General features: G+C 72.6%; 27 protein-coding genes. 13 read left to right on the plus strand and 14 right to left on the minus strand.

All coding sequences use genetic code 11. From position 1 onward, the window contains the following. Nucleotides 1-53 precede the first annotated feature (53 nt). The 3 genes from ABT160_RS39980 to ABT160_RS39990 form a co-directional block, all read right to left on the minus strand. Nucleotides 54-326, minus strand: coding sequence for a hypothetical protein (locus tag ABT160_RS39980; RefSeq protein ID WP_351653577.1), 273 nt, complete (start codon nucleotides 324-326; stop codon nucleotides 54-56). 185 nt (nucleotides 327-511) lie between these two features. Then, nucleotides 512-991, minus strand: a complete 480-nt coding sequence (locus tag ABT160_RS39985; RefSeq protein WP_351653579.1) for a hypothetical protein — start codon at nucleotides 989-991, stop codon at nucleotides 512-514. 76 nt (nucleotides 992-1,067) lie between these two features. Beyond that, the gene (locus ABT160_RS39990) at nucleotides 1,068-1,676 is read right to left on the minus strand and encodes a hypothetical protein (RefSeq protein ID WP_351653581.1); all 609 of its coding nucleotides are present in this window, start codon (nucleotides 1,674-1,676) and stop codon (nucleotides 1,068-1,070) included. A 399-nt stretch (nucleotides 1,677-2,075) separates the two neighbouring features. Here ABT160_RS39990 and ABT160_RS39995 point away from each other — a divergent pair, with 399 nt between their 5' ends. Then, nucleotides 2,076-2,408 (plus strand): hypothetical protein, encoded by a 333-nt coding sequence (locus tag ABT160_RS39995; RefSeq protein ID WP_351653582.1) that lies wholly within the window; start codon nucleotides 2,076-2,078, stop codon nucleotides 2,406-2,408. A 108-nt stretch (nucleotides 2,409-2,516) separates the two neighbouring features. Here the strand turns inward: ABT160_RS39995 and ABT160_RS40000 are convergent, their stop codons facing one another. Beyond that, entirely contained in the window at nucleotides 2,517-2,855 is a 339-nt protein-coding gene (locus tag ABT160_RS40000) for a hypothetical protein (RefSeq protein ID WP_351653584.1), read from the minus strand. Nucleotides 2,856-3,102: 247 nt separating this feature from the next. On the opposite strand from ABT160_RS40000, the gene ABT160_RS40005 reads away from it, so the two are divergent. The 3 genes from ABT160_RS40005 (at nucleotide 3,103) to ABT160_RS40015 (ending at nucleotide 6,578) form a co-directional block, all read left to right on the plus strand. Further along, nucleotides 3,103-3,666, plus strand: coding sequence for a DUF3291 domain-containing protein (locus ABT160_RS40005; protein WP_351653585.1), 564 nt, complete (start codon nucleotides 3,103-3,105; stop codon nucleotides 3,664-3,666). Nucleotides 3,667-3,807: 141 nt separating this feature from the next. After that, the gene (locus tag ABT160_RS40010) at nucleotides 3,808-4,248 is read left to right on the plus strand and encodes a VOC family protein (protein WP_351653587.1); all 441 of its coding nucleotides are present in this window, start codon (nucleotides 3,808-3,810) and stop codon (nucleotides 4,246-4,248) included. A 560-nt stretch (nucleotides 4,249-4,808) separates the two neighbouring features. Next, nucleotides 4,809-6,578, plus strand: a complete 1,770-nt coding sequence (locus ABT160_RS40015) for a hypothetical protein (protein WP_351653589.1) — start codon at nucleotides 4,809-4,811, stop codon at nucleotides 6,576-6,578. Between the two features lie 102 nt (nucleotides 6,579-6,680). Here the strand turns inward: ABT160_RS40015 and ABT160_RS40020 are convergent, their stop codons facing one another. Continuing rightward, nucleotides 6,681-7,619, minus strand: coding sequence for an AraC family transcriptional regulator ligand-binding domain-containing protein (locus ABT160_RS40020; protein WP_351653591.1), 939 nt, complete (start codon nucleotides 7,617-7,619; stop codon nucleotides 6,681-6,683). Nucleotides 7,620-7,970: 351 nt separating this feature from the next. Then, nucleotides 7,971-8,339, minus strand: a complete 369-nt coding sequence (locus tag ABT160_RS40025; RefSeq protein WP_351653593.1) for a nuclear transport factor 2 family protein — start codon at nucleotides 8,337-8,339, stop codon at nucleotides 7,971-7,973. A gap of 70 nt (nucleotides 8,340-8,409) precedes the next feature. Here ABT160_RS40025 and ABT160_RS40030 point away from each other — a divergent pair, with 70 nt between their 5' ends. After that, nucleotides 8,410-9,285: a LysR family transcriptional regulator gene (locus ABT160_RS40030; protein WP_351653595.1), complete on the plus strand. Its 876-nt coding sequence runs from the start codon at nucleotides 8,410-8,412 to the stop codon at nucleotides 9,283-9,285. Between the two features lie 246 nt (nucleotides 9,286-9,531). Here ABT160_RS40030 and ABT160_RS40035 read toward each other — a convergent pair whose 3' ends face one another. Next, nucleotides 9,532-10,518, minus strand: coding sequence for an aldo/keto reductase (locus ABT160_RS40035; protein WP_351653596.1), 987 nt, complete (start codon nucleotides 10,516-10,518; stop codon nucleotides 9,532-9,534). A gap of 220 nt (nucleotides 10,519-10,738) precedes the next feature. On the opposite strand from ABT160_RS40035, the gene ABT160_RS40040 reads away from it, so the two are divergent. The 3 genes from ABT160_RS40040 (at nucleotide 10,739) to ABT160_RS40050 (ending at nucleotide 12,814) form a co-directional block, all read left to right on the plus strand. After that, nucleotides 10,739-11,086, plus strand: a complete 348-nt coding sequence (locus tag ABT160_RS40040) for a DUF1330 domain-containing protein (RefSeq protein WP_351653598.1) — start codon at nucleotides 10,739-10,741, stop codon at nucleotides 11,084-11,086. A 193-nt stretch (nucleotides 11,087-11,279) separates the two neighbouring features. Continuing rightward, the gene (locus ABT160_RS40045) at nucleotides 11,280-12,269 is read left to right on the plus strand and encodes a D-2-hydroxyacid dehydrogenase family protein (protein WP_351653600.1); all 990 of its coding nucleotides are present in this window, start codon (nucleotides 11,280-11,282) and stop codon (nucleotides 12,267-12,269) included. 17 nt (nucleotides 12,270-12,286) lie between these two features. Next, complete coding sequence (locus tag ABT160_RS40050) at nucleotides 12,287-12,814, plus strand: hypothetical protein (RefSeq protein WP_351653601.1); 528 nt, start codon at nucleotides 12,287-12,289, stop codon at nucleotides 12,812-12,814. 169 nt (nucleotides 12,815-12,983) lie between these two features. Here the strand turns inward: ABT160_RS40050 and ABT160_RS40055 are convergent, their stop codons facing one another. Continuing rightward, the gene (locus ABT160_RS40055; RefSeq protein ID WP_351653603.1) at nucleotides 12,984-13,262 is read right to left on the minus strand and encodes a hypothetical protein; all 279 of its coding nucleotides are present in this window, start codon (nucleotides 13,260-13,262) and stop codon (nucleotides 12,984-12,986) included. Between the two features lie 154 nt (nucleotides 13,263-13,416). On the opposite strand from ABT160_RS40055, the gene ABT160_RS40060 reads away from it, so the two are divergent. Continuing rightward, the gene (locus tag ABT160_RS40060; protein ID WP_351653605.1) at nucleotides 13,417-13,911 is read left to right on the plus strand and encodes a cupin domain-containing protein; all 495 of its coding nucleotides are present in this window, start codon (nucleotides 13,417-13,419) and stop codon (nucleotides 13,909-13,911) included. Nucleotides 13,912-13,932: 21 nt separating this feature from the next. Here the strand turns inward: ABT160_RS40060 and ABT160_RS40065 are convergent, their stop codons facing one another. Continuing rightward, the gene (locus ABT160_RS40065) at nucleotides 13,933-14,967 is read right to left on the minus strand and encodes a helix-turn-helix transcriptional regulator (protein ID WP_351653607.1); all 1,035 of its coding nucleotides are present in this window, start codon (nucleotides 14,965-14,967) and stop codon (nucleotides 13,933-13,935) included. Between the two features lie 148 nt (nucleotides 14,968-15,115). On the opposite strand from ABT160_RS40065, the gene ABT160_RS40070 reads away from it, so the two are divergent. Together ABT160_RS40070 and ABT160_RS40075 are read left to right on the plus strand one after the other, a co-directional pair. After that, nucleotides 15,116-15,517, plus strand: a complete 402-nt coding sequence (locus ABT160_RS40070; protein WP_351653609.1) for a RidA family protein — start codon at nucleotides 15,116-15,118, stop codon at nucleotides 15,515-15,517. A gap of 85 nt (nucleotides 15,518-15,602) precedes the next feature. After that, entirely contained in the window at nucleotides 15,603-16,193 is a 591-nt protein-coding gene (locus ABT160_RS40075) for a hypothetical protein (RefSeq protein ID WP_351653611.1), read from the plus strand. A 273-nt stretch (nucleotides 16,194-16,466) separates the two neighbouring features. Here ABT160_RS40075 and ABT160_RS40080 read toward each other — a convergent pair whose 3' ends face one another. Next, nucleotides 16,467-16,901 (minus strand): hypothetical protein, encoded by a 435-nt coding sequence (locus ABT160_RS40080; RefSeq protein WP_351653613.1) that lies wholly within the window; start codon nucleotides 16,899-16,901, stop codon nucleotides 16,467-16,469. Between the two features lie 72 nt (nucleotides 16,902-16,973). Further along, the gene (locus ABT160_RS40085; protein ID WP_351653615.1) at nucleotides 16,974-17,960 is read right to left on the minus strand and encodes a hypothetical protein; all 987 of its coding nucleotides are present in this window, start codon (nucleotides 17,958-17,960) and stop codon (nucleotides 16,974-16,976) included. A gap of 198 nt (nucleotides 17,961-18,158) precedes the next feature. Between ABT160_RS40085 and ABT160_RS40090 the strand changes: the two genes are divergently transcribed. Further along, nucleotides 18,159-19,127: an ArsR/SmtB family transcription factor gene (locus tag ABT160_RS40090; protein ID WP_351653617.1), complete on the plus strand. Its 969-nt coding sequence runs from the start codon at nucleotides 18,159-18,161 to the stop codon at nucleotides 19,125-19,127. A gap of 66 nt (nucleotides 19,128-19,193) precedes the next feature. Here the strand turns inward: ABT160_RS40090 and ABT160_RS40095 are convergent, their stop codons facing one another. Then, complete coding sequence (locus ABT160_RS40095) at nucleotides 19,194-19,715, minus strand: helix-turn-helix domain-containing protein (protein WP_351653619.1); 522 nt, start codon at nucleotides 19,713-19,715, stop codon at nucleotides 19,194-19,196. Nucleotides 19,716-19,857: 142 nt separating this feature from the next. Here ABT160_RS40095 and ABT160_RS40100 point away from each other — a divergent pair, with 142 nt between their 5' ends. After that, nucleotides 19,858-20,397 carry a YbaK/EbsC family protein gene (locus ABT160_RS40100; RefSeq protein ID WP_351653621.1) on the plus strand — a complete coding sequence of 180 codons (540 nt, stop codon included), beginning with the start codon at nucleotides 19,858-19,860 and terminating at the stop codon, nucleotides 20,395-20,397. A gap of 64 nt (nucleotides 20,398-20,461) precedes the next feature. On the opposite strand, the gene ABT160_RS40105 is transcribed toward ABT160_RS40100, so the two are convergent. Both ABT160_RS40105 and ABT160_RS40110 read right to left on the minus strand, forming a co-directional pair. After that, nucleotides 20,462-21,100 carry an NADPH-dependent F420 reductase gene (locus ABT160_RS40105; RefSeq protein ID WP_351653623.1) on the minus strand — a complete coding sequence of 213 codons (639 nt, stop codon included), beginning with the start codon at nucleotides 21,098-21,100 and terminating at the stop codon, nucleotides 20,462-20,464. Further along, entirely contained in the window at nucleotides 21,097-21,732 is a 636-nt protein-coding gene (locus tag ABT160_RS40110) for an antibiotic biosynthesis monooxygenase (protein ID WP_351653625.1), read from the minus strand. The genes ABT160_RS40105 and ABT160_RS40110 overlap by 4 nt, the downstream gene beginning before the upstream one ends. Nucleotides 21,733-21,754: the final 22 nt, after the last annotated feature.

The following is a 21,754-nucleotide window of genomic DNA, read 5'->3' on the forward strand; positions in this document are numbered from 1 at the left end:
CGTGGCCCACCCCGACGGGGTGGGCCACGGCTCCACACGTGTGCGGGCGCGGATTACGAGTTACGAGGAAGCTCGTCCACGTAGCGCTTGGCGTGGATGAGCGGGAGGCCGGGGTAGGCCTCTCGTGCGGCCTTGATGGCGGCGATGTCCCCCCGGCTGCCGCGGACGCGCGCGATCTCCGTCCCGTCCGCCTCCGCCTGGAATCCCTCGAAGGTCCCGTAGCGGTCCCAGAAGGCCTTCTCGCGCTTCTTCTGCGTGCGGTCCGCGGCGATTGCCACCACGAGTGCGATGGCGATGACGACGACGGTGAGGATTCCCCCGAGCATGTTTCCCCTTGAAATGCGTGTGCGTGCGTGTGCAGGTGCGCACGGTGTGTGCGTGTACGGCGGTCTGCCTTCGACACTACTTGCTCACCGCCGACCAGCTCAAACGTGCGGAGCCGCTCGTTCAGGGCCGTCACCCGCGCTTTGCGGGGGAGTTCGCACGCTGCCACGCCAGACACCCGGCGCCCTCAGCCCAGGGGCTCCACCACCACGCCCTCCATCCGCTCGGCCGCTTCCCGCGCGTGCGCCCCGCAGATGCGCGAGACGCCGCCGTGCGGGATGGAGACCTTGAACCGCACCGGCTCCGCGCACGGCGTCGACAGCCGGTCGTAGGGCCAGATGCGGCCGCAGGCCAGGGAGGAGCACCAGGTCTTGCCCCCGGAGACGGTGAGGGTGTTGCCGTGCTCGGGACAGATGCCCCAGGGCACTCCGCAGAGGTTCGGGTCGCGGCCGGTACGGGCCCGGGCGAGGTCCTCCGAGGTGTTCTGCAGGGCCGCGGCGGCGTCGCGCACGCGCCCCGCCGCCGCGTCGAGCAGGAAGCCCACCTGTGCCGTGCCCTCCGCCGCCCGCAGCGCCGCGTGCGCGGCCTCGATGCGCTCGGCGAGTGCCTCGGCCGCGGCCGACAGGTCCCGCAGCGCGGCGGGCGTCACTTCGTGTGGCGTGCTCATTCCGTGCTCCCCCTGGGTCAGGTCTGCACGGAAACGATACGAGCGACGGGGCGCGCGTTCGGCCAGGTTCCCGTTCCTACTCGATGTTGATGTGGATGTTGAACCGCACGTTGTTCACCCGGATGAAGAAGTTCCCCTGGTTCTTGCGGCGTTCCAGCGTCCCCCCGACGGATCCCTTGCCCTTCTCCTCCTTGTTCTCGATCGCCATGCTGCTCAGCCCGGTGAAGAGGGGCCCGTCGCACGCCGCGGCGACCTTGGCCAGGGCGCTCCAGTTGGGCCGCAGGCCGTCGTAGACGGCCCTGGAGACCGACTGGCCGTACGTCATGTCGACCTGGCCGCCCGCCTCGTACTGGGCGCACACCTGCTTGAAGATGGCGACCACGTGGTCGTCGAAGTCGTCGACGCCGTCGATCTGCCCGATGATCTCTTCCTTCTCGGCGGCGATCGCCGCGACCCGCGCCTTCCTGCGCGCGGTGTCCGCGATGTCCCGCTGGTCGGCGAGCAGGGTGCCCTTGGCGCCGTCGAGGCCCGAGTCCTTGGCGCAGGCGAGGTCGACCGAGTGCTTCCACGCGGTGGTGGACACGTACTCCTTGGCGAAACCGATGCTGTCGCAGAACTCCTTGAGCAACTTGTCGGCCTCGTCCGCGCTCTCCGCGTACTCGACGTTCTTGAACCACTTGGTCACCGACGTCTCCTCTCCGTGTGCCGCGTGCGGCACCGAGGCGGGCCCGGGCGGTACGCCCGGAAAACGCACGGTCTCACCGTGTGGACGACTCGTCACCAGGTAGCGAAGGTTCCGCTCGTGCGCGCGCTCGTGCGCAGGTCCGCGCGGGGCGTTGTGCCATGATCGACACTCCTCGTACACGTGTTCAGGACGTGAGCGGCGGTCGACGCCCGCGCGGGGACCCGCACCGGGACTCGCGTACCGCGGGGCGTGTTCGCCGCGCCCGTGTCCGTGGGCCGTGCGCCCGCGGGCGCACCGGGTGGCGGGCCGCCGGCCCGGCCCCGGGGCCGCCGCGAGGACAGCACATCGCACCACGAGACACCGCACCACGAACGGGAGACATCTCACATGCGTTCAGCCATGCGCCGCGCAGCGGCCGTCGTAGCGACGACCACCATGATGGTGGGCGGCATCGCCCTGACCGCGTCACCGGCCTCGGCCGCCGCCATCGGCAAGAGCGGCTGCACCCGCAACGACGCCGACCGCACCATCATCGCGCCGAACCTGTCGTGGCCCGCCGTCCACGACGGCCCGGCCGGAAGCCGGAAGGTCGTCGCGCGCGTCGACAGCGCGGGCGACTTCCGCGTGCAGTGCTCGACGGTGAACTCGGCCGGCAACCGCTGGTACTACGGCTACGTGGACTCCGGCGCCGACTCCGGCAAGCACGGCTGGGTCTGGTCCGGCAACTTCTAGGACGTCCGGCCACGGCGAGCAGCGCCGTGACCCCGAGCCCGACCACCGCCCGGCGGTGGTCGGGCTCGACGCCTTTCCGCGTCTCGTGGTTCCGTAAGAGCTCTCGTGCTACTTCCACACGACGGCGACGACGACCGCTGCCGCCGTGAAGGACGCCACCGAGAAGAAGGCCCAGGCCTGCTTGTTGCGCATGCCGATCAGGGCCGCCGCCGCGACCAGGACGTCCAGCCCCAGCTTGACCCACATCTTCGCGCCGTTGACCGGCAGGTCCAGCGACGTCCGGGTCCAGATGAGCCCGGCGCCGGTGACCAGCTGGACCACGGCGCTCGTCACCATGTACCCGCCCGTCACCGTGTCCTTGCCCCGCAGCTGGTAGAAGACCCCGCCGAGGAGGGCGGCGAAGCCGAAGAGGTGGAAGACGAGGAACACGTAGCGCAGAGCGTCCACTGCAACTCCTTGATGGGGCTTGGCAGGTCTTGACGGGTGCCGTCACCTCCCAGGACGAGACAGCAGCCCCAGCTGTGACATCGGTCCTCCGCCACCGCCGTGAACGTCCGAACGCGGTAAACAGCCTCTACGCAAGGGCACTTGAGCAGCAAAAACGCAATATCGACAGGATTGCTCCGAGGGTTTACGTTCCTGGTCATCGGCGGACCCCGCCATCCCCCACCGGCCATCCCCACCCTGGAGACGCATGCCTCAGCTTGCCCTGTACACGTTCGGTGTCCTGAAGGCTCCCCTCGCCGATCCCTCGCCCGTGCCCCGCGCGTTCATCGACGGCGCCGGGGCCGTCTACCAGGAGATCGAGCGGCATCCCGGATACCTCGGCCACGCGGAGGCGCCGGCCGGTTACCGCGGCACCCACTTCGACGCGGACTGGGGAGCCTGGGGGGATTTCGGCGTACCGGCCTGGTACGCGAAGGGCCGCACCCGGGAAACCATCGCCTTCGCCGCGAGCCTCTCGCTCTGGACCGGCCTGCGCCCGGCCTTCGGGGCGGTGTACACCGGCCTGCACCGCGGCGCGCTGAACCGGCGCCTCGACTGGTTCGAGCGGACGGGGCACCCGCCGTACGTGTTCTGGTGGGTCGGCGAAGGCGGGACGGCCACCTGGCAGGACGGGGTCTCCAAGCTGGAGCACCTGCACGCCCACGGCCCGGCCCCGTACGCCTTCACCTTCCCCCACGCGTACGCCCCGGACGGGACCCGGGACGAGACCCGCGCGGGAGGCCGGGGCCCGAAGACGACCGCACACGGATAATTCCGGGATCGGACGCCCCGCGGATGTCGAGAACGCGGGACCGGCTCCGTCCCAGGGGTGACAGCGGCCCCCGAGGCCGTACGAGGGAGCCCGTACCGGGAAGCCCGTAACGAGAAGAACCGAGCAGAAGGAGAGATCAGCATGGCGATCAAGCGGATGGACAATGTCGGCATCGTCGTCGAGGACATGGACGCCGCCATCGCGTTCTTCGTGGAACTCGGGATGGAACTGGAGGGCCGGGCGGAGGTCAAGGGCAAGGTCGCCGACCAGTGCACCGGACTGGACGGCGTCCACTGCGACATCGCCATGGTCCGCACCCCGGACGGCCACAGCAGGCTCGAACTGGCGAGGTACCGCAGCCCGGCCGCGACCAGCGACGAGCCGCGTAACCGGCCGCACAACATCCTGGGCACCCACCGGGTCATGTTCGCCGTCGACGACCTGGAGGGCACCGTCGCCCGGCTGCGGCCCCACGGCGCCGAACTCCTGGGCGAGATCGCCCGGTACGAGGACAGCTACCTGCTCTGTTACGTACGCGGCCCGGAGGGCATCATCGTCGGCCTGGCCGAGCAACTGCGCTGAGCCGGCAAGGGAGATCGACGGAGGAGATCGTCAGGCGAGACCCTCAGGCGAGATCGGCAGGGCAGAGCGACAGGGGAGGCGCGGGCGGGGGTCACGCCCCGCACCGTCAGCCGGTCGCGTCAAGGCGTCCCTCCGGAGGGCGTTCCCCGGCGCCCGGACGGCCGTTCGCGCACCGTCCCCGCCCTGAGCAGCCCGATCATGCCGGGCGCGGCCCGGGGAGTGGCGCCGCGGCCCCCGCGCGGGCGCTCCCGGAACGTTCCTGCTCCGCCGCGCTGACCTGCTGCGCGTCGCGCGGACGGCGTACGGCACGACCGGAACGCGTCCCTCACCCGAACGGGGTGCGAAGTTGCCCCGCCGTCGCGGAATGCCTCGAATGGCCTCCGGATCGTCGTCTGGCATCCCATACGACGAAAAGCCCGCCGAGGACGTCCCCCGGTCGGCGACGGAACCGGCGACGTACTGCCGTTCGCGGCAGGGCGCAGGGCGCGGAGCGATCGGGCCCGGAGCGCAGAGCAGCGGGAAGGCGGACGCGACGCCATCCCATGGAGGAGCACCCCCACGTGAGCAGGAACACCCACCCCGAGGCGACCGCAGGACCGACCGGAACCGGTCAGGGCGCGCCCGGTACGGGCGAGAAGGCCGGGAACGGACCGCAGGCGCAGGCCATCGTCCCGGCGCAGCAGCGCTACGGCGCGGGCGCGGACCGGAGCGCTGCCTCCGGCCCGACCACCGCGCCCGCCCCTTCGGACGCGGCCCAGGACCAGGAGGCGGCCCCGGCCCCCACCACCGCGCCCGCGTCGGCCCAGGCCGCCGGCCCGGAAAAGCGAGGTCAAGCCGCCGCCTCCGTGGGGCGCAACGGCCGCGCCTTCGCCCGCACCACCGGCGCCGGGGCCGGGACCGTAGCCGGGACGGCCCCGGCGCCGTCGGAGCAGGACGAGGACGCCCCTGCCGCCACCGACCGCGAGCCCCGCAAGGGATGGCCGCGCGCGGCCAAGGTGGCCGTCACGGCGAGCTGCGGCGTCGCGCTCGCCGCCGTCGCGGCGCCCTTCCTCGTCAGCGCCGTGCCCGGCGTGCAAGAGGCGGTCGCCGACGTTTCCCCGGTGCGCGGTTCGAGCACGGGACCGGCCGGGGCGGCGCTCCGGGCGACGGCCCTGACCATGACCGCGATCGGTTACGCCCCCGGCGTCGCGGGCGGCGGCGACGGGACCGTACTCGCCAAGGCCCGTCAGGACAGCCGTCGTTTCGCCCTCGCCGCCTGGGCCGCCTCCGGCCGCCCGGCGGACCACGGCGATGCGCTGTACGGGGCGCTGCTGCGCTCCAGCGGCGCCTACGACCACGTGGTCAAGTCGTTCCCCGGGCTCGCGCCGAAGGGACGGGTGCTCGCCGCCGACGTGGCCCCGGAGGGTCACAAGCTGGCGGTCCTGACCCAGCAGAAGGGCGAGGAGCTGGCCCGGATGCAGGTGCTCGTCTTCGGCAAGGACGCCGCCGCCCCCAAGTGGGCGACGGTCGGCCCCGCCATCGACCCCGCGTCGGCCTTCGCCATCAGCGACTGCGGCGGGATGATCGCCTTCGCCGAGCCGGACGGGCACCGCGAGGTGTGGAACCTGATGGGCGCGGACCCGGTCAAGGCGTTCGCGGCGAACGGCGACGGCGTGGACCGCGCGGCGGGGGAGCGCCAGTTCCTGGACTTCAACAACGACACCCACCGCGTGCTGTACGCGTACGGCCCCGCCGACGCCCTGCGCGGCGAGGTGGTGAACATCCACACCTCGACCCCGACCGTCGAGGGCGACGTCGCCCTGCCGCGCGGCAAGAAGGTGGACGAGGTCCGGCTCGACGGCCTGAAGCCCACAGCGGTCACCCTGCCCGAGGGCAGCGGCGAAGACATCCTCACCCGCTACGGCGACCGCGTCGCGGCGGGCGGCGCCGACGGGCCGCTCACCGACGCCTCGCACCGGTACGTCGTGGAACGCCTCGGCGCCGCCGACGACGTGTACGCGGTGCGGGTCTCCATGCCGCAGCTCGGGCGCACCTACCAGGCCGTGCTGCCGCCCGGGTCCGGTGCCGCCGACGTCGCCGGCGGACCGCAGGCCATGGTGGTGCCGGTCAGCGAGGACGGGCGCACGATGCGGATGATCGTGGTCACGGGCGACGCCCTGACCGTGGTGGACGCACCGCGCGCCGAGGGCGCGGCCGAGAAGGGGCTGCCGGAGGCGGCGGCCGTGGTCGCCCAGACCTGCAAGACCTCCCCGGCACCGCTGACGGCACGCGACCTCACGATGCTGCCCGCCGCCGAACGCGAGGCGGCGTCCGCCTGGCCCTGCGACTGAGGCCGAGGCCGGGCGAGGGGTGAGCGGCGCCCGGGCCGGGAGCCGATGAGGGGGCACGCGGACGCCGTCCCGCGTGCCCCCTCTTCGTACGGCTCGACCGCCTCAGGCGCCGTCGGGCCCCCGACCGTCCTGCTCCCAGCGCCGCGCGGCACGGCGCAGGGCCCGGGCGTCGCTGTAGCCGACGCGGGCGGCGACGGAGTGGCGGGGCAGGTCGGACGTACGGGACAGGTGCGCGGCGCGCCGACGGCGTGCGGCGTCCAGCTCCGCCCGCCAGGTCGTGCCCTCGGCGGCCAGGCGGCGCTGGAGCGTCCGGGAGCCCATGGCGAGGCGCGCGGCGACCTGGTCGAGCGTCCCGACGCCGTCGCGCAGCGCCGACTCCAGCTCCAGGTGGAACAGCTCCAGCCAGCCTGCGGGCGGGATGACGGCCGACGAGAGGGCCAGGGACGCGTGGTCGAGCAGGACGCGCCGCAGGCCGGGCACCGCGCCGGGCAGCGGCGCGTACACGTCGTCGGCGCGGAAGGTGATCGAGTTGGCGGGCGAGTCGAACACGATGGTCTCGGCATCGAAGAACGCGCTCAGGTCCTGGTGGGAGCGCGGCGCCCGCTGCGTGAGGGTGATCCTGAGCGGTCGTACGGGCCGCCGGGCGGCGGCCGTGGCCCGGGTGGCGAACAGGGCGAGGCCGCACAGCTGGACGGTCTCGATGACGTCCGGGCCCCATGAACCGGTCGAGTGGCGGATGGTGAACGTGCGGTCGTCCTCGAAGACCTTCAGGGTCTCGTTGGCCGGGTCGCCGAGGCTGACGAAGTGCTCGATGGCCACGCGCAGCGAGTCGGCCAGCGTGTCGCCGGTGGTGACCAGGTAGTCCCACACGCCGAACGTACCGAGCGGCGCGTCCTTGAGGACCAGGGCGCCGATGTCGCGCCCGAGCCCGACGAGCGTCAGCTGCTCCCACAGGGCCACGAGGGAATGGGTGGACACGCGGGCGAGGTCGTTGGACAGGACGTCGGCGCCGAGGTCGGGGAAGGTGGCGAAGCGCGCCATCGACGTCCCCGACCCGCGCACGGCGGTGTCGAGGAAGCGGGTGAGCTGCGTCGAGACCGTTCCGTGGAGGCGGTTGCTTTCGCGCGCTCCCTGCGGTGTTCCTTCGATGCCGCGGCTCCCCTGGCTTCCCCGTGCTGTGCTGTCGAGCCCGCCGATACGCCGTACTCCTTGTGCCGTCCCGCCGAGCCCACTGGCTCGACGGGGTTCCTCACGCATGACCGGCTGGACTCTAGCAAGCGGATTCGTTTGCTCCGATGGCGTACCGGACGCTCTCCTCGTGTACCGGACGCTCCCCTCGTGTACCCGACGCTCTCCTCGTGTACCTGACGCTCCTCGCGGGCACCTGGCGTCCTACGACGCGCTCTCGAACCCGGCCAGCAGCTCGCGGGGGTCGAAGGTCACCCGGATCCGGGCGATCCTCCCGTCCTCCACGCGCATCCAGTTCGCCGTCGGGGTGGGCGGGGCGACGGTGGTGTGCAGGTCGAACCAGGTGATGACCTCGTCCCCCTCCGCCACGCGCGTCCGCACGTCGATCTTCTCGAGCACCTGGCCGAGCCCCTTCAGCCCGGCGAGCGCCTCCTCCGTCCCCGACGCCGTGCCCATCGGTCCGACGAAGTCGACGTCCGCGGCCAACAGCCCCCGCAGGGTCTCGAAGTCGCCCGCCTCCCAGGCGGTGAAGTAGGTCTCGGCGAGCTCTCGCGCAGTCTTCGTTGTCGTCATGCCCCCATCCTCCAGCGCTCCTCCCCATCCGTCCAACAGATAGATCGGATCATCGCTATCATTTCTGGATATGGAGATCCATCAGCTGCGCTACTTCACCGGGATCATGGACGAGGGCACGTTCACCGCCGCCGCCCAGCGCCTGCACGTCAGCCAGTCCGGCATCAGCACCCAGGTGGCCAAGCTGGAAGCGGAACTCGGCCAGCCGCTCCTCGACCGGTCCGGACGGCACATCTGCCTGACCCCGTTGGGCGAGGCGGTGCTCCCGCTCGCCAAGAACGCCCTCGCCACCCTCGAGGCCATCCAGCACACCGCGGCCGAGTTCGCCGACGCCGTGCGCGGCCGGGTCCGGCTCGGGATGATCATGGGTTGTTCGATCCCGCCCTTCCTCGACACGGTCGCCGACCTCGGCCGCTCGCACCCAGGCGTCGAACTCAGCCTGCACGAGGGCCACTCCCACGACCTCCAGGCCCGCGTCCTCGCCGGTTCGCTCGACCTGGCCCTGATCGGGTACGCGGGCGACGTCGTCCCGGGCCTGGAAGCGGGCGTCGTCATCGACGAGCCGATCACCGCCGTCGTCCCGCCCGGGCACCCGCTCGACCGGCCCGGACTGCGCCTCGCCGACCTCCGGGCCGAGAAGGTCCTCTGCCTCTCCCCGGGGACGGGCATCCGCGCGGCCTACGAGGACTCCTGCCGCAGGGCGGGCCTCGACCCGCACGTGGACATCGAAGCCAGCTCCCCGCTCACACTGCTCCACCTCGCGGAGCGGGGCGCCGGCGCGGTCGTCCTCAGCGAGTCCTCCGCGCAGGGGACGGGGATGCGCACGGTCCCGCTGACCGACGCCGTCACCCAGGCCCGGCTGGGCCTGGTCACACGCAAGGGCCAGCAGTCCCCGGCCGTACAACTCCTGCGCACGCGGCTGCTCGACGCGCTGCGGAGCGGCTAGGACCTGTCCGGTCGGTCATGCCGGCATCGGTGCCGGGTGGCTTCTGGTTCTGGTGAGCGGTGGCTGGTGCGTGCGATCGCAAGGCGGAGGAGGGAGGCAACGCGGAGCGTTGTCGACCGACGACAACGCGGCGAGCGTGCGTGCCAGGCGCCGTGGCCCAGGCGTGAGCGACCGGACAGGTCCTAGCGGCAGAGGAGGAGCCGCCCGCGCTCCTTGCCGGACCTGACCACTCCTCCCGTACGCGTCTCACGCCACTTCGTCCAGACGAGCCCGCTGCTCCGGGGTCAGCTCCAGGTCGACCGCCGCCAGGTTCTCCTCCAGCTGGGCCGGCGAGGAGGCGCCGGCCAGCGGGACGATCGGGAGTGCGCCGCCCAACTGCCAGGCCAGGACCACCTGGTTGACCGTCGCGCCGGTCTCCCGGGCCACCGCGCGGGCGGCCTCCAGGCGCGGCGGGTTGCCCGGGTGCTCGTAGTCCGACGGAAGCGGCTTGTCCTCGCGGACGTACGCACCGCCCAGCAGCGGCGAGTACGCGACCAGGGTCAACTCCGGCTCGGCGCCCAGGTAGGTGACCAGCTCCGGACCCGCCGAACCCAGGTTGCCGTACGGGAACGCGTCGCTGCGCACGTCCGGGCGGGCCCGCAGCAGGCTGTGCTGGTACTGGAGCACCTCGTACCCCGCGACCCCGGCCTCGCGGGCCAGCGCCCGGGCGCGCTCGACCCGCCAGACCGCGTGGTTGCTCACCCCGAGCAGCCCGACCGCGCCCTCGGCCACCAGGGCGCCGAGCGCCTCGACCGTCTCACGCGGGTCGACCGTGCGGTCCTCCACGTGCGCGTACAGCAGGTCGATCCGCTCCACCCCGAGCCGCTCGCGGCTGCGTTCGGCGGCCTCTCGGACGGCCTTGGCCGACAGGCCCTCCGGGTTGTCGGTGAACCCGGTGCCGGGGGCCAGTGGGCGGGCGCCCAGCTTGGTCGCGACGACGACCTGGTCGCGCACGCCCCGGCTGCGCATCCAGCGCCCGAGCAGCTCCTCGCTCTGGCCGCCGGTTCCGCCGTCGGCCCAGTAGGCGTACGCGTTGGAAGTGTCGATGAAGGTGCCGCCCGCCTCGAAGAACCGGTCGAGCACGGCGTACGACGTCTTCTCGTCGGTGTACGTGCCGAAGAGCATGGCGCCCAGCGCCAGGACACTCACCTCGCGGCGGGTCGCCGGGTCGCTGCCGATGGTGCGGTACTTCATGGGGGTCCCCTCCGTCACGGCCCGGCGCGCTCGCCGGTCACGGGGGAGAGTCTGGATCTTGAAGTGCGCTTCAAGGCAAGGGGGTTGGGGCGGGCCGTCGCCAAGTGTGCGTGGTGGACGTGGGAAATCAGTGGGCTTCGCATCTCGCACCATGATCTCCTCTGAGGTTCAGGGAAGTTGAGACGAAGCGTCGAGACGCTGAGAGGGACGGAGCCACCCCATGACCGCATACGCGATAGCCAACCTGCACGAGACGGGCGCCCACGAGGAGGTGGCCGAGTACATCGAGCGGATCAGCGCGACCTTCGAACCGTACGGCGGCGCCTTCCTGGTGCACGGCGCGGTGCACGAGACGAAGGAGGGCCAGTGGCCGGGCGCGGTCGTCGTGATCGGCTTCCCCACCATCGAGCAGGCGCGGCAGTGGTGGGACTCGCCCGCCTACCAGGAGATCGCGCCGCTGCGCGCCCGGCACGTCAAGGGCGACATCATCCTGGTCGACGGAGTGCCCGAGGGCTACGACCCGGCGGCCACCGCGCAGGTCGTCCGACAGGCCATCGCGTCCGCGTAGCGCCGGTCGCCCGTCCCTCCGTGGCCGTCCCCCTCCGTCGACGATCCTTTGGGGACTCGGGCAACGACGCGCGAGGGCCGGGTCCGGGACCCTCGCGGCGGCCGCACGGGGCCAGGTGGCCCGGGGTCCTCGCGGCGGCCGCACGTCGGCCGGATAGGCTCGACCGACCCCGACCCGGCCGGAGGGCCGGTGCATGGACGAGATGACGGGAGCCGTGGTGTCGGCAGAGCTCAACTGTGCGGTGCTGGACGACTACCAGGACGTCGCCCGCTCCCTCGCCGACTGGTCCCGGCTGGGCCCCGGCGTCGCGATCCGTACGTACACCGAGCACCTGGCGACCGAGGACGCGCTCGTGGACGCCCTCGCCGACTGCGAGATCGTCATCATCATGCGCGAGCGGACCCCGTTCCCGGCCGCCGTGTTCGCGAGGCTGCCCCAGCTGCGGCTGCTCATCACCTCCGGGATGCGCAATGCCGCGATCGACCTGGCCGCCGCCGCACGCCACGGAGTCACCGTGTGCGGCACCGCCAGCAACTCCGAACCGCCCGCCGAACTGACCTGGGCCCTGCTCCTCGGCCTGGCCCGCCAGATCGTCCCCGAGGCCAACGCCGTGCGGGGCAGTGGCCCCTGGCAGTCCACCCTCGGCGCCGACCTGCACGGCCGGCGCCTGGGGCTGCTCGGGCTCGGCAAGATCGGCGCCAAGGTCGCGCGGGTCGGCGAGGCGTTCGGCATGGAGGTCACCGCCTGGAGCGAGAACCTGACCACCGAACGGGCCGCGGCGGCCGGGGCCGCCCTGGCCCCGTCCAAGGAACACCTCCTGCGGACCAGCGACTTCGTCTCGGTGCACCTGGTCCTCAGCGCCCGCACCCGGGGGCTGATCGGCGAGGAGGAACTGCGCCTGATGCGGCCCACCGCCTACCTGGTCAACACCTCCCGCGCCGGCATCGTCGAACAGGACGCCCTGCTGCGCGCCCTGCGCGAGGGATGGATCGCGGGAGCCGGCGCCGACGTCTTCACCACCGAGCCGCTCCCGCCCGACGACCCCCTGCGCACGGCCCCCAACTTCCTGGCGCTGCCGCACCTGGGGTACGTCACGCGCCGCAACTACGAGGGCTACTTCCAGGAGGCGGTCGAAGACATCGAGGCGTACCTCAAGGGGAACCCCGTGCGGACCCTCACGTGACGGGGGGAGGGGCAGCGGTGACGAGTACCGAAGTGCCGGGACCCGAGCCGGAATGGCAGCCGGCCGTGCAACCGCCGTACTACACCGGCAAGAACCCCGCGTACCAGTACAGCGTGTGGGCCCACGTCTCTCCGCTGTTCCAGGTCATCGGAGTGCTGTCGTTGCCGGTGCAGCCCATTGCCCGGCGGCTGAGGCTGCAGGTGGAGCGGTCGTGGGACGGCCTGGACGACCTCGACGTGGTGATGTTCCGTCTGAAGGGGTTCAGCTTCGCGGTCAGCAAGCACGACGGCAATCCGGCCGGTGTCTCCTTGGTGTGGCTCACCCAGCCCCACGAGGAGGCCGACAAGGCGCTGGACGTACTTCTGGAAACGGTCGGGCTCGGCGAGGAAGCCGTCGATCACCGAGGAGATCCCGGCGCCGACCCGGCGGAGCCGAGCCCGGCCGAGCAGACCGTGGACGACTCCTCCGGGGGCAGGCTCATGCGACGGCTCACTCTGCGCCTCACGTGCCGGGTCCGCGGCGTTCCTCCGTCGCGTAGGCGGTGATCTGCGGCGACGGCCACGTTGGTGATGCGGTGGGTCACCAGGACCGCGATGCGGTCCCGGGCGAGGTTCCTCAGGCGCTGGAAGGTCTGGAACTCGGCGCGCGGGTCCCACACCCTCGTACCTCGTACTCTCCCCAGCCGTAGGTGCCGGAAGCTCAACTCTCCATGCTTCAGCGCCCCGTGCCGTATCCCCCTGTGCCGTATCCCCCCGCGTCGTTCCCGTCCCGGGGCGGCCTGCGGTCGAAGGCGGAGAAGGTCGAGAACGCGTCCCCCGCGCCGCCGGCGGAACGGCCCCGCACACTCGTCCAGTCGAGTGCTCGCCGTGCCTCGGCGTGTGCGCTCTCCGCCGCCCGTCGGCTCTCGGCCAGGACGTCGCCGCGTTCGCGCACGAGGAGTTCGTAGATCGGAGTCGCGGACGTCGCGGGTCCGGGTATCGCTGAAGTAGTCATCGTCCGCCATCCTGCCCCCTCGCGGCGCGCTTCCTGCCGCACGGTCCTGCGAGATGGAACACACCGGTCCCTGGAATGCCGCGATGCCCGGCCGGTATCGGGCCCACGGAACAGGTCTTGGACACCGCACGTGGCCCCGCAGTGGAATCGTTCCATGACCGACGCATCGAAAGCCAGTGGCACCGCATCCGTCCGCGTGGTCCGGCCCGGCGAGGGCGAGACCGTCGTCCTGGGCACCACGCGCATGCGCATCCTGGAGGACGGCAGCGGCACCGGGCACCGCCTCGGGGTCGCGGAGTCCGTCCTCGCGCCGCACACGCCCGGCCCGCCGCAGCACCGGCACGCCCAGCACGACGAGGGGTTCTACGTCGTCTCCGGGACCGTGCGGTTCACCGTCGGCGACCAGGACCACGACGCACCAGCCGGGACGCTGGTGATGGTGCCGCCGGGCGCGCCGCACACCTTCGCCAACGTCGGCGACGAGCCGGCCGTCATGCTCAGCACCTTCACCCCCGACCTGTACGTGCAGTACTTCCGCGACCTCCAGGACATGATCGCCGCAGGACAACAGCTGTCCTCCGAGGCCCACGTCGCCACCATGCGGCGGTACGCGACCGAACCTGCGGGCGACGCCCCGGCCGCCCCGTGAGCGCGCGTGCGGGCGCACGGGTCAGGGGTGCTCGTAGCGGGCGGCGACCACGGCGGCGCGGTCGCGCAGGGCGGCGCGCAAGGAGCGCGGGGCGAGCGCCTCCGCGTCCGCGCCGAGCTGCCACAGCGCCCAGACGGCGTGCCGCGGGTCCTGGAAGGTCACCCGCAGCCGCAACCAGCCGTCCGCATCCGCCTCTCCGGCATCCACGGCCTCCTCCGGCCCTCCCTGCTCCTCCGGCCCTCCCCGCTCCTCCGGCTCTTCGACACCTACGGCCAGCGCGGTGTTCAGCAGCTCCTCCTGCCGCGCCGGGCTCACCCGTACCAGCGCGGTGAGGTGCTCCCCGTCGGAGAGGAAGCGCGCGGACCGCTCCCGCCAGATCCGCTCCAGGTCGACCCGGCCCGGCCGCTCCGCCGCTTCGGGGAGTTCCTCGGCCGCCAGCACCCGGGACAGCCGGTAGGTGCGGTCCGCGCCCTCGCGCGTCGCGAGGAGGTAGACCTTGTCGCGCACGGTGACCAGGCCGATCGGGTCCACCGTGCGCCACCGTGGGGGCTGGTCCACGGCCGCGTAGTGGATGCGCAGCCGGTGTCCGGCGAGTACCGCGCGCCTGACCTCGACCATCGTGGTGCCGGACACCTCGTCGGCGGCCACGCGGCGGGAGAGCAGGTCGGTCTCCGGGTCGACGAGGAACCGTCGTACCGCGTCGTCGGCCGTGTCCCGATGGCTCTCGGGCAGCGCGTCGACCACCTTCCGCATGGCCGAGGCCAGCGCCGAGCCGAGCCCGAACACCTGCTCACCGCGCCCCGATCCGGCCGTCAGGAGGGCGAGGGCCTCGTCGTGGGTCAGCCCGGTGAGCTCGGTGCGGAAGCCGGGCAACAGCGCGAAGCCGCCGTTGCGTCCGCGTTCGGCGTACACCGGGACGCCCGCCGCCGACAGCGCGTCGATGTCGCGCAGCACGGTACGGGTGGACACCTCCAGCTCGCGCGCCAGCGTCTCAGCGGTCAACTGCCCCCGCTGGCGCAGCAGGAGGACGAGTGAGACCAGCCGGTCGGCGCGCATGCGGGAACCCTAAGCGAATACATGACCAAGGGTGTCGTGATTCGTTGGCAAGCTCGTCACCAGGACATCGGCGGACGGGTCGTGGGCCGACGGGAGTGCGAACTCCCTCCGGATTCCCCCGACTCGCCCTGAAACGAATGGAGCTGACGTGGCAGTCGAGCGAACGGCGATCAACCCGGTGACGTGGTCGGCCGAGTTGGGGTTCAACCAAGGTGAGGTCGTCTCCGGTCACACGCGGACGCTGTACGCCTCGGGCCAGACGGCGATGAGCGCGGAGGGCAAGCCCCAGCACGAGGGGGACATGGTGGGGCAGTTGGCGTTGAGCATCGACAACTTGGAAGCCGTGCTGGGCGAGGCCGGCATGACCCTCGCGAACCTCGTGCGGCTCAACGTCTACACGACGGACGTCGATCTCCTCTTCCAGCACTACGGCGGGCTCGCGGGGCGTCTGGCTGCCGCAGGCGTGGCGCCGACCACCACAATGCTCGGGGTGTCGCGCCTGGCGATCCCCGGCCAGCTGGTCGAGCTGGAGGGTACGGCCGTCGCGTGACGGGTCCCGGGTGCCGGGTTGGCGGGTGACGCGGTGCGGGGAAATCGCGTAGGACGTCGCACGGTCGGCGTCCTACTGTGACCCCATGGGGGAGAAGATCGGCGCGCAGGCGCACGGGGTGGGGGCCCGTGACGGGCGGGCGGACGGGGACGTTCATGTTCACACCGGTGACCACGGTGCGCGTGAGCGGTGCCTGCCCGAGCCGTGGATGTGCGACGTCTTCGCGGTGGACGGCAGCCTGCGGGACATTCGCGTCCTGGGGACGAGCCGGGCCGGGTGGATCGCCGTGCTGGAGCACCTGCGGGCCGTCGCCGACGAGACCGAGGTGGAGCACCCGTTCCCGGGGCTCGACCCGGTCCGCCCCATGATCGACGACCTCTTCCGCGCCTGGGCGGACGACCCCGAGGGGGAGGGGACGACGTTCTCCTTCAGGGCCCGCTTCGGGCCCGTGTGGTTCTTCGCGCTGCCGTACGACGAGGAGGAGATCGAGTTCTCCGTCTGGCCGGACGACGTGGTCGACGCGGCTGGGGTGGCCGCGGTGCTGCGGTTCCTGGCCGAGGTCGCGACGGCCAGTGGGCGCAAGGCCCTGCTGACCGGCGAGACCGTCCAGTACCGCCCGGACATGCCGACGCTGGTCTCGCACGACCCGGCCAGCGGCCTGACCATCCACGTCTGAGTCCAACTCGCCGCACGGCAAGGCCGGTTCGGGTCGGCCCGGCGACGGTGGGACCCAGGCGTGGTGGCGCAGTGCCATGCGTGTGGCGTCCCACCGCCTCCTGCGGTGCCGGTGGCCGCCCCCCCTGCGGTAGCCACCGGCCGCCCCCCGTCCTCAAGAGAACCCGCGCCGGCCCTGCGCGGGGCGCGCCCCGTACCCCGTGTTACGGGGAGCGCCCCGCGCGGCGAGCGGATGACGTCGCGTCACTGGCCGGTGCCAAACCGGCGGTGCGGCCTACCAGTTGTTGTTGCCGCAGCTGTAGACCCACAGGTGCGCGGCCGCGTTGTCGTGGACCTTCTGGCCGAGGCCCCGGCTGTCCCCGTTCTTCGTCCAGCCGAACTTGACGCTGTTGTCGCGGAGGTTCCAGGCGTTGCCCGGCCCCAGGCAGGCGTAGGCGCCGTAGCCCTCGCCCGAGGTGCCCCAGAAGATGTCGACCTGGGCCTTGCCGCTGTTGTAGCCGCTGTTGCCCACCCAGTCGTTCTTGTTGGCGACGGATCCGGGCCAGGCGCCGGAGTTGCCCTGCGTGGCGAACGTGTAGTTGGTGTCGTCCGCGTAGACGCAGAAGTTGCCGGGGGCGCAGCCGCCGTCCGCGTGGGCGGCGGTGGGCAGGGCGACGGCGGTCGCCGCGGACAGGGCCAGCGCGGCGAGTGCCGTGCGGAGCTTGTTCATGGGATCTGTTCTCCAACTCTGTTGGTGGAAAGGTGTGTTCGTTTCATTTCTGGCGGTCCCCGCCGCGCGATGTCACCGCACGTCATCCACATCACGTGCGACGACATCGCGAGCTCTGGGTAGTGCGGACGCCTGCAGCCCCCACAGTCGTCGGAGGTCCGGGCCGTACCGCGCTTCCAACTCGGCCGTCCTCGCGCGCTCCACGGCTCGTGCCGTGGTCGCGAGTCCGGTCGAGCGGGCGCATCGGGCCTCCGCGGTGGCGGCGGCGACGTCCCGCGCCTCGGCGTCCGGCTCGTCGAGCGCCAGGCGCCCGGCGCGCAGGGCCGACGGGTTCGGGGCCGTCTGGCCGCTTCCTGCGACGCACGCGCTCCAACGCTTGGCCGCAGCGAGGTAGTTCGGATCGGCGAGCACGCGCCCGGTGCGCAGGGATTGGAGCTGGCGGAGCGTCTCGTTGCCCCGGAAGAATTCCTGGGCGTCGCCGTAGAGGCGCCGCCAGGACTCCGTGACGCACCCCTGGTCGCTCCTGGTCAGCGTGCCGCCCAGTGGTCCGGTCATGCTCAGGCCCTGCGGGGCGGGGCCGTTGAGCGCGGTCCCGTAGGCGCGGCGCCGCTGCTCGCCGATGCCGTCGAGGTAGCGCCGTTGGGGACTCGCCGCTTCGGCCCGGTCGAGGAGCCGCACGACGTCCCGGCCGTAGCCGTGGCGTGCCGCCCAGGCCGGGTCGTCGATGCCGTACGGGAAGTCCCGGTACCCGGAGCCGGGCCGTGGTGGCGTCGGCCAGTAGCGGAAACCGGCCCGCCGCATGCAGTCCCGTACGAGCAGTTGCTCCGCGCGGTGCAGCAGGTCCGCCTCCGCCGTCGTCGGCCTGACGGCCGGGCCGTCGGCCCGGGGGGTCGTGCCCGGCCCCGGCGGCGGTACCGCGGAGTGCACCCCCACGGCGGCGGACGCCAGTACGGCCAGGGACGCGCACAGGACCCACCCGCGCGGTCGGCGGAGCCGGCGCAGCCGCGCGAACCCGCGCCGCCCCTCCCGTACCGCCCCGCTTCCCCGGTCGTCAGGCATCTGACGCTCCTCCCCGCAGAACCGCGCGCCCCGATCCGGAAGGCGGTACGGCACAGCGTCGCTCCAACTCCCCGACCCGCGGCCTGACATGGGTGTTCACCGCGGTTCGTTCCGGGAGCGCCGCCCGGTGGCGACGTGAGAAGACTGCCGGGGCGGGGGGTCTGGCTCCACGATGAGACGGTGCTCTAATCTTCGGCCGTGATCGACTTACGGCTGAACGCCCAGGACCTGTCCCTGATCAGGTTCGCCCGGTCCCCGCTGGAGGAGGCCGTGCACAGCCTCGCGGCCCTCCAGGACCCACGGCGCCGCGGCCTGCACCTGCCGTGGTGGAACGTCATGGCGAGGCGCGTGCGCACCCTCGACCTGGACCTCCTGCTCGCCCTCACCGGGACGCCCGGCGTCCTGCCCGACTTCCTCTGCCCGCCGCCCGGCCGCGCGGACCCGGTCTTCGCGCACGAACTGTCGGCGGTGCGGGCTGCCACGCCCGGTGAACTGCGGGCGGGCGTCGACGAATTGCGCGGACACGGCCCGGTGCCGCCCACGCTGCGCCCGCTGTACGACGACCCGGGGAGCACCCTGCCCCGTCTGGTGGACCAGCTCGACGCCTACTGGCGCTGCGCGGTCGAGCCGGTGTGGCCCCGGCTGCGCTCGCTGCTGGACGCGGACATCGCGTACCGGGCGCGCCGTCTGACGACCGGCGGCCTCGCGGCGGTGCTGGAGGACCTCCACGAGGACCTCGAGTACGGCGCGGACCGGATCAGGGTGCGCAAGCCCGTCTCGTACGAACGCCCCGCGACCGGGCACGGCGTGCTGCTCGTCCCGACCATCTTCGGCTGGCCCCGGCTGGGCGTGCTGTACGACGAGGGGGCCCGGCCCGCGATCGGGTACCCGGCCCGTGGGATCGCCGGGGTCTGGACCACCGTGCCCACCACCGAGGGCGCCCCGGTGGAGGAACTGGTGGGGCGCACGCGGGCACGGATCCTGGCGAGGCTCGACCTGCCCCTGTCGACGACGCGGGTGGCGAGCCTGCTGGGCATGACGCCGCCCACGGCCAACCACCACCTGTCCGTCCTGCGTCGCTGCCGCCTGGTGACGTCCGAGCGGGCCGGCAGGGAAGTCCTCTACCAGCGCACCCACTTGGGGACGTCACTGCTGGATCCGGCGTGACGGTGTGACGGCGTGAGGGCTGACGAGGGGAGGACATGAGCATGCGAGGCTGACGGGCGGGCGTGCTCAGCGCTTGTAGCGCACGACCAGCAGCGCCTCGACCCGCTCCGACGGCGCCTCGTAGACGTGGGCGACGTCGGCGGACCAACTGCCGTGCGCTCCCGGGCCGAGTACCTGAGGCGCGGAGCGGGGGCCGACGCGTGCGGTGCCGGTGAGCACGACGATGTGTTCGGTGGTGCCCGGGGCATGGGCCGCCGATTCCTGGACGCTCCCGGGGCGGATCTGGATCCGGTACGTCTCCGTGACCGCCTCGTCGTCCTTGATGCGCTCGGTCAGTACCGCGTCCACTGCTCGCCCGGAGACCTCGGCGACCGGGGTGAGCCCGTGCAGCACCGCGCTCAGCGGGACGTCCAGCGCCGTGGTGAGGGAGTAGAGCGTTTCGAGTGTGGGATTGCGTCCGCCGCCCTCCAGCTCGGAGAGCGTTCCCTTGCCGATCTCCGCTCTGCGGGCGAGTTCGGACAGCGACAGCCCCCGCCCCTCGCGCAACTCCCGTACGCGAGCGCCGACGCGAGCTGCCAGGTGGGTCATGGGGAGTCCCTGAGATGTGAGGCGGTCCGGGAGGAGCGGAACGGCGTTGATCGGTACCGTCGTGAGGGCTATCGTTCCACATGCAGAACGTTCCGTATATGGAACGGATCGGCTCGGTCGCTGCGCGAAGAAGGGGCACCCCATGGCGTCGGATCAGCAACAGAACCAGAACCAGGGTCAGGGTCAGAGTCAGGGGCAGGAACGGGATCAGTCCCTCCCCACCCGCAGCCTCCAGGTCGCCCGCGCCCTCGAAGCGGCCGGTGCCGACGGTCAGGTGCGGGAACTGGACGCGTCGGCACGGACCGCCGCCGAAGCCGCCGCCGCCCTCGGGTGCGAGGTGGGCGCGATCGCCAACAGCCTCGTCTTCGTCTCCGACGGCGAGCCCGTCCTCGTCATGGCCAGCGGCAGGCACAAGGTCGACACCTCGGCGCTCGCGGCCCGTTGGGGGCGGGGCACGCTCCGGCGCGCCACCCCCGAGCAGGTGCGCGAAGCCACCGGCCAGGCGATCGGGGGCGTGGCGCCCGTCGGGCACCCCCGCGCACTGCCCACGGTCGTGGACGCCGCCCTGACCGAGTACCCCACGCTCTGGGCCGCCGGCGGGACTCCCCGTACCGTCTTCCCCACCACCGCGGACGAGCTCGTGCGGCTGACCGGCGGGGTGCTGCTCCCCGTCACCGCCTGACCGTCTCCTCCTGACCGGCGGCGCCGCCGCGCCCGCGCGTACGACGCCGCCGGAGGCCGGGCGCCTACAGCGCGGCGAGGGCCTCGGCGCGGCCCACGGGACCGCCCAGTGCACCGAACTCGTGCAGGTCGCCGAAGACCTCGATGCGAATCGACTCGGCCAGGCCTCCGACGCGCACCGGGTCGAACCCCGCGGCCGTGATCAGCTCGGCGACCGCCTTGCCCGCCGCCTCGTCGTCGGACGCGTAGAAGCCGACGGCGGGTTCCGGCGTCCTGCGGGACGCGGAGGTGAGCGTCTCGGCGGAGAGGGTGCCGAAGGCCTTGACCAGCTGGGCCCCCGACGGCACCAGGGCCGCCAGGATCCGCCCGGCGGACTCCTCGGCGCCGATCGTCTTGACGAAGCCGCCGTCGCCGTCCGGCGCGATCGGGTTCGACGGGTCCACCAGGACCTTGCCCGCCAACTGGTCGCCGTACTGGGCGAGCAGCTCCTTCGTCGTGTCGAACCAGACGGCGAGGACGAGCACGTCGGCCCGTGCGACCGCATCCTCCACGGCGACCGCCGTCGCGCGGTCGCCGAGTGAGGCGGCGAGGGACTGCGCCGCGCCGAGGTCGCGTCCGGCGAGCAGGACGTCGACGCCACCGGCGACGAGGTTCGCCGCCAGACGGCCGCCTATGTTCCCGGTTCCGATGATCGCGGTGGTCATGAAGTCCTCCTGTTGAAGGGTGGGTTGGGATTTGATGTGAGAGTGCTGTGGGGCGGCGGGGGCGCCGGGGCGAGCCAGCGGCGCAGGGCGCGGGTGACCAGCGGCATCGACACGTACGTCATCAGCACGCTGAACAGCACCGCGAAGACGGCGGTCCGTGCCACCTGCGGCAGCGCCGTCAGGTGCGGCGTCAGGAAGACGCTGCCGAGCAGCGAGACCGGGAAGATCCCGACCGCCGAGCTCGCCGCCATCTTCCACCGTGGCGGAGGGGCTGCCGGTGCGCCCGGCGCGCTGAACCAGGCTTCCAGGCCCGCCAGTTCGCGCAGGGCCACCTCGTGGTGGCGGTGCCCCCGCGGATCGTCGAAGAAGGCCGCCCGCTGGGGCGACTCCGTCCACGCGCGCATCGCCTCCCGGTCGCGGAAGCGGTGCACGACGATCCACGGCGCACCGGCCCCGGACGGCTGGAAGAGGCCGCCGCCCAGGTGGCCGGGGAGGGTGGACGCGGCGGCCAGGACGCCCCGCGCCCACTCCTGGAACGCCTCCTCGTGCCCCGGATCCACCAGGCGCGCCGCCACCAGGACGGCGTCCCGCCGCCGCGAGACGGGGGCAGTGCTCTCGGACGTGTGGCTCATGGGGGCTCCTGGGGGAAGCGTG

This window comes from Streptomyces sp. NPDC001941 (assembly GCF_040296945.1).
Taxonomy (GTDB): domain Bacteria; phylum Actinomycetota; class Actinomycetes; order Streptomycetales; family Streptomycetaceae; genus Streptomyces.